A 15,873-nucleotide genomic window follows, 5' to 3' on the forward strand; every position below is an offset into this window, starting at 1 on the left:
GACTGTATCAGGGCTGCACAACGACATTGGATGCGTGTAGAGAACGGCGCTGCTGTGACCAAAGCGCCGACCATAAAGCCTATCGTATCCATCACATTGAGGACGCAACTTGAGCACCTTTGACTACATCGCAGGCGCATCCGTCGAAAGGAATATCGGCGAACAAATCGCTCTTCAGCGCGAACGTCACTACCAAGAACAATTGAGGGACGTCGTAGCGCGATACGATGCAGCGATCGAAAAATGGGATTCGCGCCTTAAAGCACAGATCGCCTACACAGAAAGGCTTGAACGCGATCTTCAACGGGCCCTCGCTCAATTGAGGACTGTTGGGGCTCCGCCAATCGAGCGCGAGGCGGCGGACGTTTCGCCTCACATCCTGCGCCAGCAGGAAGAACAACGCGAACGGCGCCGGCGGGAAGCAGCGCGCCTGGCGGCAATGCCTACGCCTCAACAGGTGGCAGAACAGGAAGAAAACGAGAGACGCGGGAAGAGGATTTTCTTCGCCATCGTTTTCATCCTCGTGCTGTACGCGAACGCTGACGACATCATCGGGTATGTTAAAAAGGAGAACTATCTGGGCAAGTTCATGCAGACGGAGCTTGTCAATAATGTATATCCGTTCACGAAGCCTAAGCGCGTCACCCTCGAAGCGTTTGGCTGCATGAACTGCCATCAAAGGTCAAGCTCAGATTCCTTTATGGTCATGGAAAGCAAGCTTAGGCGCCTGAAATCTCGATCGGATCGCGAGGCCACGCTCCAAAGAATTCGCGCCTCGATCGCTCAGAAGCCCTCGATTGTAAGATTTGGCGTAGACGAAAAGGAAGTGGCGAAGCTCACCGATGATCTGGCCACCGGACGCTATCCTCCGCTGTAACCCAGCGTTGTCATTCTGGCCGACAGCCAAGGCTATTCATGCATCTGAGCTGCCCTATGCCTTCACCAACTTCGCTGCGCTGGGATCGTAGATGTGGCCGGTGATGCTGCCATCCTTGATGCGCGCGACGGCCTCGTCGATCACAAACAGCGGAACGAGAAACCATTCCTCTGGCTGCACGGGGTGACCGAAGCGGTCGTTGATGGTGATGTTCAACCGCGCGGGTGCGAACAGCCTGTGGAACAGGTTCTCCATCCTGGTGCGATTGATCCCCGCGAGCTTGTAGGTCGCAACGACCTCGACTTTTGCCAGCAGGTAGGTTGCCTCGTTCTCCGCGTTGGCAATGCGTGTCTCCACCCTGCCACCGGTCACGCCCACCTTGTGGATGACGTCGCGGTGCTGCGCGATATACGGGTGATCTGATTGGGAGCGCAGGACGTAGATCGTGCCGCTTTCGACATCATCGGCTTCAAGCTCGCCACCGAAGGAGAGTTGTCCGCTCTCGGACGAGGCCAGCCGCCGCGCGGCGGGATCGTTGTAGAACGCACGCTGGAGCGAGCGCAACAGCAGATTGCTTTCGGTGCCGTTGGAGAAGATGAGGCGCAGGCGGCGGTCCACTTCCCCGGCGGTGGTTTTCAATGGTTCGCCGATCTCGGCGACGTACAGCGTGATTCCATCGAGAACAAAAAAGTCCCCGGCCTCAATCGCGCGGCGGCCCGCTTCGATGGGCTGGGACTGGCGCATGCCGGTCTTGACTTCCGCTTGCACGCGCTCGAACAAGGGCCGAAAGATCTCGAAGTCCTCGCAGGGTTTGCGATCCGCGATCTCCTCGGCGGCGCGCTTCTCGGCGCTGGTACGGACATGGCGCAAGACCGTAATGTCGTCCGCGCCGGCAACATCCGCCAGTTCGGCAGCCAAGTCATCGATGTCGATGGCGTCGTCCGCCGAAGGGGCAAGGATCGGTGCCCCAGCAAGCAAGCCCTGATGATCCAGCGGCTCGAGCAAGGTGCGGCAATCCGGAAGCGCGCGCAGACGATCGAGCCGAACGGCGTATAGGCGCTCGAATATGTCGCGGTCTTCGCCATGCTGTGGCGCACGACCGTGCTGCTGGGTGAAGCGCTGGATTTCCTCGAAGCCCGCGATGACGCGCTCCTCACTGGCCGGACGCCCGTCCTTCTTCTCGGGCGGTGCGAACTCGGCAAGCTCCGCAGCGAGTTCGTCGAGATCAGCGTTACTCATAGCGTCCCTCCGCCTTGAAGCGCATGAAGGCGACCGCGCCTTCGGCCATGCGTCGCTCCCACGCATCCTGAGAATCGAGCACCGGAATGCGTCCGCGCTCCTTCTTGAACTGGACGGCGCGAACGGCCATCTCCTTCGCCTCATCCGGCGTCAGGCTCGTGCGCTTCGCCGAGATAGCCGCCGCGACCTGCTTCAAGCTGTCCTCGCTCATGGTCTTGGCAAGGATGGCGTAGGCTTCCCCGAAGGGGTTGATGCGGTCGATGAGGTCGATGTCCAGCTCGCGCACGTCCATCGCGAAGCGACGCACGCCGTCGATCAGGGCGGTGTTGGGCGAACCTTCACTCTCGCCTTCGGTGACAAGCCGCTTGGCCTGCTGCGTGAGGTTGAGGGCGGCGATGGCGTGCTGGCGCACGGCCTCCTGATCCTCGGCGTCAAGCTCGGGATACTTGTCCTTAATGATCTTGCCCATGCGAACCTGCGTCAGCTCCTCGGGCACCAGTTCCTCATCGAACAAGCCACGCTCGATGGTGGCCTTGTCCTGCACGAAGGCTGCGATCACTTCGTTCAAGTCTTCCTGGCAGATGCGCGCTGCCTCTTTGCTCTTGGGTTCGGCGAGACCCTTGATCTCGATCTGGTACGCCCCTGTCTGCTCATTGACACCGATGTTGCAGCGGCCCGGGTCGTAGCCCCCCTCGCCATAGTTAAAGCCCGGCGTCGGGCCGTTGTCGGGATTCTTGGGCTTGAACTCAAAGCGCGGAGCCAGTACCTGCTCCATCAACAGACTCGCCGCGATGGCCTTCAACGTATCGTTGACGGCCTCGGTGACGGCTTCCTCGGCTGCATCCGGCTCGGCGATCAGGTTGGTGAACCTCGCGCGGGTCTTGCCGGGCGCGTCGCGGGTAGCTCGGCCGATGATCTGCACGATCTCGGTCAGGCTGGCGCGGTAGCCCACGGTCAGCGCATGTTCGCACCAAATCCAGTCGAAGCCTTCCTTCGCCATGCCCAGCGCGATGATGATGTCCACATGGTCGCGGTTGTTCTTCTGCGCAGGGTCTTTGAGCGAGGCGGACACGCGGTCGCGCTTGGCGGCATCGTCATCGACCAGATCGGCGATCCGCAGCACGCGACCATCCGGGCGCTTGACACGCTGGAAGCCGGTCGCGGGGTCAATGCCTTGCCATTCACCCAGCGCCTCGATGATGTGCTCCACCTCGCGCATCTTGTCCTTCGTGCTCTCGCGCGAATTGACGTTTGGGATGTGAATGATGGTCTTCTCGGCGGGATCGAGAACATTGAGGATGTCATCGACGTAAGGCCCGCTATAGAAGAAGTAGCCGATGTCGAGCTGCTTGAGGTACTCGTAGCCGTTGAGCTGCTCGTAGTAGGTGTAGGTGACGGTATCGAACTTCGACTCGTCCTGCGGGGCCAGCACGGCCTCGGCGTCACCACGGAAGTAGGAGCCGGTCATGGCAACGATGTGTGTCTTGCCCCGCGCGAAGAACTGCCCGAGGTGCAAGCCGAGCTTGTTGTCCGGGTTCGCTGAAACATGGTGGAACTCATCCACCGCGATCAGGCGGTCGTCGAACGCCTCTACGCCGTACGCATCAACCGCGAAGCGGAATGTGGCGTGGGTGCAGACCAGCACCTTGTCGTCGCCTTCGAGGAATGCGCCCAGCGACTTGACCTTGCCGCCATTGTCGTTGCCCGGCGCGTTGCACAGGTTCCACTTGGGTTCAACGTGCCAATCAGCCCAGAAACCGTACTTCGACAGCGGCTCGTCGTTGAAGCTGGCACCGATGGACTTCTCAGGCACGACGATGATGGCCTGCTTCAGGCCCTGGTTATGCAACTTGTCGAGCGCAACGAACATCAGCGCACGGCTCTTGCCCGATGCGGGCGGCGACTTGATGAGCAGGTATTGCTCGCCCCGCTTCTCGTAGGCCCGCTCCTGCATGGGCCGCATCCCAAGCGCATTGGCCGTGGTCGACGCACCGTTGCGGGCGTAGGTAACGGAAACGGACGGAATGCTCTGTGAACACACTATATTGCTGTTTAAGCCTTTCATCAGAACACGCCCCACTCACGCCCGCTCGACATACGAAAGGCTCCGTCGATAGCTGTGCTCTTCTTGAGCCAGTGAGCCTTTGAAACTCTGTCCCCGATGGACAACTTGAAGACACCCGGCATGGTTCGCTCAAATAACAAATATTCGTTGTCGTAAGCAGGAGGTCCGCCAGCACCTGGTATTGGGAGGACTAATTTATCCATCTTATTGTCGCTGTAGGTCAGCGAGAACGGCGCGCTTTGACCGCCGTTGAAGCTGATCTCCACGTCGCCGATGTATGTGTTCTCTGGGACAGCGGTCGAACCGAATCCAAAGAACACCCTTGACAGGCGCTTCATCATGAGTTGATTACCGGGTAAATGCGGCCCCCGGTTCCTGGTGACGTTCCCTGCGTCAATCCAAAAATGCCTGCACACGCGGAGTCGTTGCAGATCCTTGGTTGATAAGGCACTGCGACCAGTGTCGGTACTCGCAACGTCGTCTTCCGTCGGAGTCGGCGCCTTCAAATTGTCCTTGTGCTCAAAGACCTGCCTGTAGCTCGCAAGAATAGGTGCGGTCAACGGTGTCGAAACCTGCCATGTTCTTGTGAACCACGTGCTCATAGCGTGGATAGCTGCAGTCGCCGTTGGCTCGGCAGGATGAAGTCGACTCACGCTCACAACAAGCCCCGCTTCAATGCCTCGTGATAGGCCAGATCTGGACATATTCCCAGACCCCGCAAGGGCAAAATCACGCTGATTGGTTCGTATCAAAAACGCCTTTGGATGGAAGGGCACTTTGGGAGCACCCCCGTGCTCCAAACAGAACGCAGCGTCGTGGATACGTATGGACGAGTTGGGCAACGATAAGAGACAGTCAAGAGCCACCGGCTCTGTTCGGCAGTAGTCAAAGGACGTAATCCACCTTTTCGGAATCGCCGCCCAATCGCCACCTAGTGTGCTGGATACCCTCCGAAGAAGGTCATGGACACCACTGTTGGTGACGTATGCGACCGCGACATCAAGTCGCTCCACCGCGCCGTTCTGCAAGATAGCTTGCAATGCATCAAGAGTTGTCCGAGTGTCAGGTTGAGCAATGAAATCAGCTTGACTCACGTTCGCCTCCGGGGTTTTGAATGGGCCGCTGCGCGAATAGGAGCTTCCTTCTGCCCGCTGGCGTATAGCACGAACAGCTTTTCGAGTCGCTCCGTATCATTGCGGAATCTGCGACCAATATAGATACGCTCAAGAACCTCGTCGTTTCGCTCGTGCGCTTGGCGCAAGTTCGCGGGCATTGATTCAGGGTCATAGAGATCAGCGCTCGTTGCCGGAAAATGTGCTTCGCGCGCCAAGAGGATATCTTCGGCGCAATGGGTCAAGTCTGCCTTGTTCTTGTCAGTAAGCACCGGAATGGGAAAGGTGTTCCATCCCAAAGTGTTCGAGTACCGATAATCCGTTTTTAGCTTCCCGCAGACGGCAGCAACCCACACAAGATGCAGACGTGACGCTATCAATGCCAAGCTCCAAAGCGGCGCATCGTAAAGTGCAAAGGCACTATCGGCGACCACTGTCGTGGCCTCCAACAGACCGACGGGAAGGTAAGGTCGGCGCTCCGAACTATGACGCGGAACGATCAAGGCAGATTGTTTAGCTCTTCCTTGAATTTGCACGAACCTGTAGGGCGCTTTCGCATAATCTCTCGTCGAGCCTGCTTTACTGGCCAACCGCATGGTCTTGACGGCATCAAGGCGTCGTCTAATTGCAGGAGAGAGAGTTGCGTCACGCCACTGGCTCTCCTCGATCCATAAGCAGTACCGGAGCTTGCCCTGAATGAAGTCCTCAGACCCGACAAAGCGCCTCAAGTATTTCTCAAAAATTCTGTCCCCGCGAGACTCGGTGATCTTCTCCTCGTATGAAGCAATAAGATGCCCGCCATCGCGCGGCATATTTCCGAAGAGCATTGGAGCCCGGTCTTTAGGAGGATCGCGCCGAGCTTCTACAACCAGGTTCGGGCCATCGACAAGGTAAGGGTTGATGTTGTCGCACAGACGCTTCAACACAGAGCCATCGTCGTCGTGCGTGTAGAGCCGCTTTTTCCTTCCGGCTGCGTTCGAGATCCCCACAATGATGACAATAACTCCAGCATTGTGGCTGGCTAAGTTCGACCACTTAAACGAGGTATGCGCGAAGTCGATTGAGTGCCCCGTGGCGAAGATTGTGGGCCACAAGATGGGGACCTGTTGACCTTGACAAACAGAGTTTGTTACCACGAAGGCCGAGGCGGCGCTGCTCTTTAGACCGTAGTCCGCCGCCTTCATCAACCACCCGGCAACGTAGTCGAGAGACTTCCAACCTTCTAATCGACCATCAAAGATACCCGCCAAATCGGACTTTTGTTCTTCTGATTGGAGCTTGTTTCCCAGATAGGGCGGATTTCCGCAGAGGTACGTCTCGCCGCCTTCGTTCTGAAAGTCGATTTCAGCTTGGTCGAGCGGCGTTTCAAAGAGGTCGTCCGCTTGCAACTTTACGCCCGTCCCGGTTGATGGACAGATGCTCAGCCAATCAAGGCGAAGCGCATTGCCACAGGTGATCCAGTTCTCATTGCGCAGTGGCAGAAACTCCAAGAGCGCTAGCTTCTGGCCTCGGTACAACACATCGCACTGGTACTCGGCGATGACCAGCGCGAGGCGTGCGATCTCCGCCGGGAAGTCGCGCAGCTCGATCCCTCGAAAGTTCGTGAGCGGGATTTCGGATGCACGGTCAGGCTCGCCGCGCCGATTATTAATCTCGGCCTCGATGGCGCGCATCTCCTTGTAGGCGATAACAAGGAAGTTGCCGGAACCGCAGGCGGGGTCAAAGACCCTGATCTTCCCCATGCGTTTGCGCAGGTTCAGCAGGGTGCGGTGATTGTCGCCCGCCTCTGCCAACCGCGCACGCAGGTCATCGAGGAACAGCGGGTTCAGCACCTTGAGGATGTTGGGAACGCTGGTGTAGTGCATGCCCAGCTCGCCGCGCTCCTCGTCGTCGGCGACGGCCTGAATCATCGAGCCGAAGATATCGGGGTTGATCTTGGTCCAGTCCAGGCCGCCGACGTGGAGCAGGTAGGACCGGGCGATCCTGCTGAACCGAGGCACTGCTTCGCTGCCGGCGAACAACTGGCCGTTTACGTAGGGAAAATCCTCCGCCCATCGTGGGATGTTGGCGGCGGCCCGGTCCTCGCGTTTAGTGTTCATGGCGCGGAACAGCGTAGCAATGACCTCGTGCGTGTTCATCGAGTCCTTGGCGCTCATCGTTGCCACGGTTTCGGTGAAGCGGCCCTTGCCGACGAAGATGTCGGTGTCCTCGGCGAAGAAGCAGAAGATGAGCCGCGCCATGAAGTGGTTCATGTCGTGGCGGCGCTCGGCCGTACCCCAATCGGGGTTGTCTTTCAGCAGTTCGACGTAGAGTCGGTTCAGGCGGCTGGTGGCCCGGATGTCGAACGCGTTCTCGCTGATCTGGCGGACGGTGCTGATGCCCGCCAGCGGCAGAAAGAAGCCGAAGTGGTCCGGAAAATCCTTAAAGGCGCAGGCAACGGTCTCGCCGCTGGTCAGGTCCTCGGCCTCGAAGTCCATGCCGTCAGTGGCGAGGATAAACTTCGCCTTGGCCTTGGCTGTTGCCAGGCTGGCCTTGAGGGCGGCCAGCGTCTGGGACACCCGCCCTACGTCGCAGGTCAGGATGTGAATGTTGCTGGTCTGGAGAACACCGCCGAGGTCGGACTTGTTCGACGCCCCCGCGCGCAGGCGCTTGATGGTCGTCTCCTTGTTGCCGAAGGCTTCAAGGAATGCATAGGGGAACTCTGCGGGGTCAAAGGGCTGCTCAGCAAGGTCCGTGATGGCTTGTTCGATTTCTACGGCATTCATGGGCGTGCAGCCCCTCCTCTGGGCAAAGCCGACTGGCTGCTCTCGTTCTGCGGGGAGTTCATGTCTTGTCGTGCGCTTTCTTGGCTATCTGCGCGGCAATCCAGCGATCCAACTCGCTGCGACGAAACCGCCAAGTGCCACCCAGCTTGAATCCCGGTATCTCGCCCTGCTGGGCCAGCCGGTACACGGTTTTCTTCCCTGCCTTGAGGAAGACCGCCACTTCATCCAGCGTAAGAATTTCGCTATCGGGTTGGTTCATGTCAGGCGGTTCGCTTGGTGTCACGCGGCGAAGTCTTCCAAAGTTTGGCCAAGTTTACCACCTGACCCACGCGAGGGAGCCCCGAATCTCATCGGCGCGAAGCTTCAGGTTCGGTCGTCGCCCCGCTTTACAGCCTTCAACAACCGCTGTCGTTCGACCTCTGCACCTGAAGAGCCGAGCCCAGCCTTAACCGACCCGAGAGGTTTGCCGACGAACGACTCCTGAAGGCCGGCGGGGGTAGGTCACCAACGGCCACTTCGGAGGACGCTGGGAGACAGCAACGGGGTCGAGCCGGCCACTGGGTTGTTCATGTCACGAGCAGGTCTTCCGTATATTCAATCGAAATAACGAGGTGATGACCATGCTGCTGTTGACGTCGCCCAGCGAACGGCGCAAATTACCCGGCAGGAAGTGCATCACCCAGGTGATGCACTAACATGAAAAATCACCACCCTGTCAGCAAGAAAGATTCTTAAGAATCATCGCCTTGCGTTTTTTTGGTGTCGATCGGCCGATTCTGCCCATCACCACCAACAAATTCAGGGGTTTGCAGCGATGCAAGCCCCTTTTTCATTGGCCCGGACCGGCGTCGGGCGCGCGTTGCTGCATCCGCCCGCCACCGGACGAGGCGCAAGCGCCAGCCAAAAAAAGGCTCGCCGAAGCGAGCCGAACCCGAAACCACCCCTGCGCCAAGGCGCAGAAGGCAACCACGACGTGCATCCTGATTTCGGGGAGGGAGTCTGTGTGCGTCAGCCCTTTGCGCTGTCGCGCCGGAACACCAGCGGTGCGCCGCCGTGCGAGCGCTTGACCATCCACAGTGCGAGCGCGGAATCCATGTAGTCGGCATGACCGGGGAACCAGTCCATCAGCGCGTGCGCGAGCTCGCGCACGATGTCGTGGTTGCCGGCGGCGAGTTCCTGCTGCACCTCGCGCACCGAGGCGAGCACCTTGGCGTGCTCGTCGATGTGACAGTCGGCGGCGGGGAAATCGGTGCCCTTCATCCAGCCATCTTCCTGTTCGAAGTGCGCCACGGCGTGGGCGGCAAAAGCCGCCAGCGCCTGCCCGAGCTCGGCATCGGGCGCCTTCAGCAGCGCATCGACCAGGCTCACGAACTCGCGATGGGTGTCGTCCATCGCACCATGGCCCAGCAGATAGCGATCGTCCCAGTCGAATCCCGCCTGCACTTCGGTCATTCCGTCTCTCCAGTGGTTGCTTGCGCCCCCGCGCTCAGCCGCCCAGGCCCACCGGGGCCGGGGCGATGTTCACGATGCGGGTGAACAGCGCCGCGTACTGACCCGCCGGACCTTGCCACGGGTTGTCGTTGGCGAGGAAGGCGGCGTCGATCTCGGCCCAGTCTTCCGCAGTCAGGTGCTTCCTGGCAAGAGGGAAGATGAGATGCTCCTCGGTATTCATGTGCTGCCACTCGTGCTCGATGTAGGTCTTGAGCGCAGCCTGGAAGCCCCCAAAGCCGGCCTCCCCCTCGCGGCGATAGGTGTCGAGCGCCGCGCGCAATGCCGCGATGCGGGCGTCGCCCTCGCGGTGCTCGCCTTCGAGGCGCTCGATGATCGGCAAGGCCTCGTCGCTGCGCAGGCGCAGCTTGGCGAAGAGATAGGTGTCCTCCTTCGGGTGGTGCACCTTCTCGGGGACCATCTCGACGTACTCGATCATGGACGCCATCAGGTCGAAGTCGGGCTTGAGCCGCCCGGCTTCGATCGACGCAACCAGGCCGCGCAGGCCGCTCAGCATCGCGGCCAGGGCGCGGTGCTCGTCATGGATGATGTCCAGCGATTTGTTGCTCATGGCGAATTCCTCCTTGGACTCAGACGCCGAGGTGCTTCTGGATCAGTTCCGGCTGGGCGCGGATCTGGTCGCTGGTGCCGTCGAACACGACCTGCCCCTTCACCAGGATCATCGCGCGGTCGCAGATGCTGGTGACCGCGCCGTGGTTCTTGTCCACGATCACGGTGGCGATACCGGTCCTGCGGATCTCCTTGACGATGCGCCAGATCTCCATCGCGATCAGCGGCGCCAGCCCTTCGGTGGCCTCGTCGAGGATGAGCAGGTCGGGGTTGGTCATCAGCGCGCGGCCGATGGTCAGCATCTGCTGCTCGCCGCCCGAGAGCTGCCAGCCACCGTTGTTGATACGCTCGCCCAGGCGCGGGAAGGTCGCCATCACGCGATCGAAGGTCCACTCGCGGCGGCCGTCGATGCCGGCACGCGCCGACATCAGCAGGTTCTCGCGCACGGTCAGGCTCTTGAAGATGCCGCGGCCTTCGGGCACGTAGGCGATGCCCTGCTGTGCCGTCTGGTAGGTGCGCGCCTTGGTGTAGTCGTCGCCGCGCACCAGCACGCGGCCGTGCTTCGGGCGCACGATGCCGAGCATGCTCTTGATCAGCGTCGACTTGCCCATGCCGTTGCGGCCCATGAGGGCGATGCCCTCGCCTTCGCGGATGTTGAAGTCGATGCCATGCAGGATGTGGCTGGCACCGTAGTAGGTATGAACTTCCTTGGCTTCGAGCAGCATGTTAGACATGGAAGCTGTCCTCCGTACCCAGATAGGCCTGCTGGACGGCCACGCTGGCCTTGATCTGCGCGGGCGGGCCGCACTCCAGCAACTGGCCGTTGACCATCACCGTGATCATGTCGGCGACCGCGAACACGGCGTCCATGTCGTGCTCCACCAGCAGGATGCCGCGCGTCTGGCGCAGGCGCTTGAGCACCTCGACCATGCTCGCGGATTCCTCCGAACCCATGCCGGCGAGCGGCTCGTCGAGCAGCAGCACCTGCGCGTCGGTGGCGAGCACCATGGCGATCTCGAGCTGACGCTGTTCGCCGTGGCTGAGCACGCCCGACACCCAGTCCACCCGCTTGCCCAGGCCGGCCTCCTCGATGCAGGCGCGTGCCTTCTCCAGCGCCCACTTCTGCTCCATGGCCTTGCTGAAGATGCGCCACGGCTGCTGGCGGCGCGACTGCGCGGCCAGGCGTACGTTCTCGAGCACGGTGAACTGCGGGAAGATGTTGGTGCGCTGGTAGCTGCGCCCGATGCCCACCTGCGAGCGCTGCGCCGCGGTCAGACCGGTGATGTCCTTGCCCATGAAGTGGATCCTGCCCTCGGACGGCGGCAGATCACCCGACAGCATGTTGATGCAGGTGGACTTGCCCGCGCCGTTGGGGCCGAGCAGCACGTGGATCATCTGGCGCTCGAGCGTCACGCTGATGTCCTGGTTCGCCACCAGGCCGCCGAAGCGGCGGGTGAGCTTGTCGGCCTGCAGCAGGACCTCGTTCTTCGTCGTTGTGCTCATTTGGCCTCCCCTCCCTGCAGGGCGCGCTTGATGCGACCCGGCACGCCGGCCAGACCGCCCGGCAGGAACAGCACGACGGCGACGATCACGCCGCCCATCAGCAGCTGCCAGTACTTGGTGATGTCGGCGAACACCTCGCGCATCGCCTCGAAGGCGAAGGCGCCGGCGATCGCGCCGACGAGATTGCCCATGCCGCCCAGGATGACCATCAGCAGCACGTTGCCCGACTCGTGCCAGGACAGCAGCTCCGGGGTCACGAAGCCGAACAGCACCGCGTACAGGAAGCCCGCCAGACCGCCGAGCGCGCCGGCCAGCGTGAAGGCGCCGAGCTTGTAGCGGAAGGTGAAGTAGCCGAGCGACTGCATGCGGTGCTCGTTGCTCTTGATGCCCACCAGCACGCGGCCGAAGGGCGACTGCAGCACGCGGGCGAGGAACAGATACACCAGCACCATCACCACGAGGATGAAGTAGAACATGTGCACTTCGTTGGTGAGGTCGAACGGCTCCCAGCCGAAGATCGAGGCCGAAGGCTTGTTGTTGAGGTAGGTGCCGTCCGAGCCGCCGCCCAGCGGCGTGTCGTGGAAGATGAAGTAGGCCATCTGCGCGAAGGCCAGCGTCACCATGATGAAGTAGATGCCCTTGGTGCGAAGCACGAACAGGCCGATGACGAAGGCGGCCAGCGCCGACAGCCCGACCGCGGCCGGCAGCACGTACCACAGGCTGGCGGCCTCGTACTCCGGGCTCAGGATCGCGACCGCATAGGCGGCGATGCCGAAGTAGGCCGCATGGCCGAAGCTGACCAGACCGGTGAAGCCCACCAGCAGGTCCAGGCTCATGGCGAAGATCGCCATCACCAGGATCTTGCCGACGATCTCGATGTAGAAGGATTCGCCCGACAGCGGCACGCAGGCGACGATCGCGAGCGCGACGAGCTTGGGAATCAGGGAGGCGTGTGCGTTCATGGTCTCAGCCTTTCTTCAGGATGCCTTCGGGGCGCCACAGCAGGACCACCGCCATCACCACATACACGACGATGCCGGAGAGCTCGGGGACCAGGACCTTGCCGAAGGTGTCGGCGAAGCCGACGATCAGCGCCGCGACGAGCGCGCCCCACACCGAACCGATGCCGCCGATGACGACGATCACGAAGGAGATGATCAGCACGTGGCTGCCCATGTTCGGGAACACGGACGAGATCGGCGCGGCCAGCATGCCGGCGAGGGCGGCGAGCGCGACACCGAGCGCGAACACGACGCGGTAGATCATGTTGATGTTGATGCCGAGCGACTCGACCATGCCGCGGTCGTCGTTGCCGGCGCGGATCATCATGCCGAGACGGGTGCGCTGGATGACGTAGTAGAGCGCCACCGCGAGCACGATGCAGACCGCCGAGATGGCCAGCCGGTACACCGGATAGCTCATCACCTCGGTGAGCTGGATCGAGGCGTCGAGGAAGCCCGGGATGGCGACGCCGTGCACGTCGTCGCCGACCAGGAGGCTGCGCAGCTGCTCGAAGATCAGGATCAGGCCGTAGGTCAGCAGCACCTGCTCGAGGTGGTCACGCTTGTAGAGATGGGAGAACAGTGCCCACTCCAGGAAGGCACCGAAGGCCAGCGCGAGCGGGATGCCGAGCGCGATCGCCATCACCAGGCTGCCGGTGGCGCTGGTGAGCACGAAGGCCAGGTAGGCGCCGATCATGTAGAAACTGCCGTGCGCCAGGTTGATGATCCCCATGATGCCGAACACCAGCGTCAGCCCGCTTGCCACCAGGAACAGGAGCAAACCGTACTGCAGCGAGTTCAGCGTCTGGATCAGGAAGCTTGCGAAATCCATGACACTCCCCCTCCCGGCAGGCGTCCGCCTGCCAGGATCGATATGGGTTCAAGAATGAGACGGGAGCCGGGGCGACCGGTCGGATCGCCCCGCGGGCCGGTTACAGCTTGCAGCCGCGCGCCGGGTCCTCGAGCCCCTTGGAGACGACCTCGATCACCACGTTCTGGTCGCCCTTGACCTCGCGCATGTAGATGTCCTGCACCGGGTTGTGGGCCTTGGACAGGGTGAAGGCGCCGCGCGGGCTGTCGATCTTGGCGGACTCCATGCCCTTGATGACGGCGTCCTGCTTGGAAGGGTCGCCGGCAGCGGCCTTGAGGCCGGCCTCGTACATCTGCGCCGCGTCGTAACCCTGCACCGCATAGACGTCGGGCTGGATCTTGTACAGCTCGGCGTACTTGGTGCGGAAGGCCTTGTCCTTCTCGGTGGTGAGGCCGTCGGCGTAGTGCAGCGTCGTCATCAGGCCCTCACCCGCGCCGCCCATCGCCGCGAGGTTGCCGTCGGTGAGGAAGCCCGGGCCGTAGAGCGGGATGCTGTTCTTGAGGCCGGCAGCGGCATAGTCGCTGACGAACTTCGCGGCGCCGGCACCGGCAAAGAACACGAACACGGCGTCGGGTTTGGTCGAGGCGATCTCGGTGAGGAAGGGCTGGAACTCCACGTTCGGGAACGGCAGCGTCATCTCCTTGACGACCTTGCCGCCGCCCTTCTCGAAGGCCTCCTTGAAGCCGGCGACCGACTCCTCGCCGAAGGAGTACTTCCAGGTCACGGTGGCGACGCTCTTCACGCCCTTCTTCGCCAGGGCCTCGCCCATGGCGTAGGACGGCTGCCAGGCCGAGAAGGACGAGCGGAAGACGTAGGGCGAGCACAGCGGGCCGGTGAGGTCGTTGGCGCCGGCGTTGGGGATGATCATCAGCGTCTTGGTGTCGCGGGCGACCTTCGCCATGGCGAGTGCCACGCCCGAGTGCACCGTGCCGACGAGCACATCGACCTTCTCGCGCGACACCAGCTTCTTGGCGTTTTCGGTGGCCTTGGCCGGGTTCGACTCGTCGTCGACGACGGCGTACTCGACCTCGCGACCGCCCAGCTTGCCGCCGTTCTCGGCGACGTACTGCTTGAAGCCGTTGGTGATGGCGTTGCCCAGCGCGGCATAGGTGCCGGTGTAGGGGAGCATGAGGCCGACCTTGACCTTGTCCTCGGCCTGCACGGCGCCGATGCCGGCGGCGGCGAGCGCGAGGGTGAGGGCGACGTTACGGGCGAACTGGAAACGGATTGTCATGATGTCTCTTCCTTTTTGGTGGGGTGAATCACTTTCTTGGCGCGAAGCCGGCCCTCCCTTGCGGGATGCGGGCGCAGGCGGGCGCCCGGCGCACGCGGCGCCGGGCAGGGCGCGGATCAGGTCACGACGGTCAGGAAGCGCTCGTTGAGCTTGCGGTCGTGATAGAAGATGCCGGCCCCGACCTCATCGAAGGTCCAGGTGATCGGCGCGTGATCCGGGTAGGTCTCGTAGCCGCCGCAGAAGGTCTCGAAGCGGTTGCCCGAGGGGTCGAAGGCGTAGATCGTCGAACCGCGGGTGATGCCGTGGCGGGTCGGGCCGATGTCGATCGACACGCGGTTCATCGACATGATGTCGGCGGCGCGCAGCACCTTTTCCCAGCTGTCGAGCAGGAAGGACAGGTGGTGCAGCTTGCCCGGCTCGGGGTGGGCGACGAAGGCGAGGTCGTGCGCCTTGTGCGAGCACGAGATGAAGGTCGCCAGCAGCGACTTGCCGTCTTCCATGAGCACACGCTCGACGAGATGGAAGCCGAGCACCTCGGTGAACAGCTTGAGGTTCTCCTCGAGGTTCGGGCCGTAGAGCAGGCAGTGGTCGAAGCGGTGCGGGGCGATGCCGTGCTCGGACGCCGGAATCCACGGATCCGGGTTGGTGTAGGGCTGGCCGTTGCCGACGTCGGTCTTGTCGGCGTAGAGTTCCATGACGTGGCCGGTCGGGATGGTGAAGCGCACGCGCTCGCCGGTCTCCAGGAGCTCGCCGGCGGGGATGCGCTCGGTGGCGACGCCGTAGGCCTGCAGGTCCTTGTCGAGCTGCTCGAGGGTCGCCTTGTCCTTGACCTTGAAACCGATCAGATCGACGCCGGCGCGATCGGCCTCGCGCAGGATCACGCTGTTGTGATCACGCTCGTCCCAGGCCTTGAAATACACGCGGCCGGCGGCGTCGCGGCCGGTCTCGACGAGGCCGAGCACGTTCTTGTAGAACGCCACGCTCTCGTCGAGATCGAGCACGCGCAGCTGGATGTGGCCGGGACGCATCACTCCGGTGGTTGCCATTTTGTATCTCCTCTTCGGGTCATGAACGGGATCCCGGGCGCGGTCACGCCCGGCGATTCCCGGGGTTGCTTATGTGGCGGGACGCTGCCCGCCTGTTTCTAC

General features: G+C 61.9%; 14 protein-coding genes. 1 reads left to right on the plus strand and 13 read right to left on the minus strand.

From position 1 onward, the window contains the following. Positions 1-109: 109 nt before the first annotated feature. A complete protein-coding gene (locus AAG895_RS16395) occupies positions 110-877 on the plus strand; it encodes a hypothetical protein (RefSeq protein WP_345793051.1) in 768 nt (255 codons plus the stop codon). A gap of 54 nt (positions 878-931) precedes the next feature. On the opposite strand, the gene AAG895_RS16400 is transcribed toward AAG895_RS16395, so the two are convergent. The 13 genes from AAG895_RS16400 to AAG895_RS16460 form a co-directional block, all read right to left on the minus strand. Beyond that, complete coding sequence (locus AAG895_RS16400; protein WP_345793052.1) at positions 932-2,116, minus strand: GIY-YIG nuclease family protein; 1,185 nt, start codon at positions 2,114-2,116, stop codon at positions 932-934. Beyond that, positions 2,109-4,181 (minus strand): DEAD/DEAH box helicase, encoded by a 2,073-nt coding sequence (locus AAG895_RS16405; RefSeq protein WP_345793053.1) that lies wholly within the window; start codon positions 4,179-4,181, stop codon positions 2,109-2,111. Before AAG895_RS16405 ends, AAG895_RS16400 begins: the two co-directional genes overlap by 8 nt. Next, positions 4,181-5,275: a hypothetical protein gene (locus tag AAG895_RS16410; protein WP_345793054.1), complete on the minus strand. Its 1,095-nt coding sequence runs from the start codon at positions 5,273-5,275 to the stop codon at positions 4,181-4,183. The genes AAG895_RS16405 and AAG895_RS16410 overlap by 1 nt, the downstream gene beginning before the upstream one ends. Continuing rightward, the gene (locus tag AAG895_RS16415) at positions 5,272-8,058 is read right to left on the minus strand and encodes a DNA methyltransferase (protein ID WP_345793055.1); all 2,787 of its coding nucleotides are present in this window, start codon (positions 8,056-8,058) and stop codon (positions 5,272-5,274) included. The genes AAG895_RS16410 and AAG895_RS16415 overlap by 4 nt, the downstream gene beginning before the upstream one ends. A 58-nt stretch (positions 8,059-8,116) precedes the next feature. Beyond that, the gene (locus AAG895_RS16420; protein WP_345793056.1) at positions 8,117-8,317 is read right to left on the minus strand and encodes a helix-turn-helix domain-containing protein; all 201 of its coding nucleotides are present in this window, start codon (positions 8,315-8,317) and stop codon (positions 8,117-8,119) included. Between the two features lie 749 nt (positions 8,318-9,066). Then, the gene (locus AAG895_RS16425) at positions 9,067-9,510 is read right to left on the minus strand and encodes a hemerythrin domain-containing protein (protein WP_345793057.1); all 444 of its coding nucleotides are present in this window, start codon (positions 9,508-9,510) and stop codon (positions 9,067-9,069) included. A 34-nt stretch (positions 9,511-9,544) separates the two neighbouring features. After that, positions 9,545-10,117 carry a hemerythrin domain-containing protein gene (locus AAG895_RS16430; RefSeq protein WP_345793058.1) on the minus strand — a complete coding sequence of 191 codons (573 nt, stop codon included), beginning with the start codon at positions 10,115-10,117 and terminating at the stop codon, positions 9,545-9,547. A gap of 19 nt (positions 10,118-10,136) precedes the next feature. Beyond that, positions 10,137-10,850: an ABC transporter ATP-binding protein gene (locus AAG895_RS16435; protein ID WP_345793059.1), complete on the minus strand. Its 714-nt coding sequence runs from the start codon at positions 10,848-10,850 to the stop codon at positions 10,137-10,139. After that, entirely contained in the window at positions 10,843-11,619 is a 777-nt protein-coding gene (locus AAG895_RS16440; RefSeq protein ID WP_345793060.1) for an ABC transporter ATP-binding protein, read from the minus strand. The genes AAG895_RS16435 and AAG895_RS16440 overlap by 8 nt, the downstream gene beginning before the upstream one ends. Continuing rightward, positions 11,616-12,581: a branched-chain amino acid ABC transporter permease gene (locus AAG895_RS16445; protein ID WP_345793061.1), complete on the minus strand. Its 966-nt coding sequence runs from the start codon at positions 12,579-12,581 to the stop codon at positions 11,616-11,618. The genes AAG895_RS16440 and AAG895_RS16445 overlap by 4 nt, the downstream gene beginning before the upstream one ends. A 4-nt stretch (positions 12,582-12,585) precedes the next feature. After that, the gene (locus AAG895_RS16450) at positions 12,586-13,452 is read right to left on the minus strand and encodes a branched-chain amino acid ABC transporter permease (RefSeq protein WP_345793062.1); all 867 of its coding nucleotides are present in this window, start codon (positions 13,450-13,452) and stop codon (positions 12,586-12,588) included. 100 nt (positions 13,453-13,552) lie between these two features. Next, entirely contained in the window at positions 13,553-14,725 is a 1,173-nt protein-coding gene (locus AAG895_RS16455; protein ID WP_345793063.1) for an ABC transporter substrate-binding protein, read from the minus strand. 116 nt (positions 14,726-14,841) lie between these two features. Further along, positions 14,842-15,771: a catechol 2,3-dioxygenase gene (locus tag AAG895_RS16460; protein ID WP_345793064.1), complete on the minus strand. Its 930-nt coding sequence runs from the start codon at positions 15,769-15,771 to the stop codon at positions 14,842-14,844. Between the last annotated feature and the right edge of the window lie 102 nt (positions 15,772-15,873).

It is taken from the genome of Thauera sp. JM12B12 (genome assembly GCF_039614725.1).
Taxonomy (GTDB): Bacteria; Pseudomonadota; Gammaproteobacteria; order Burkholderiales; family Rhodocyclaceae; genus Thauera.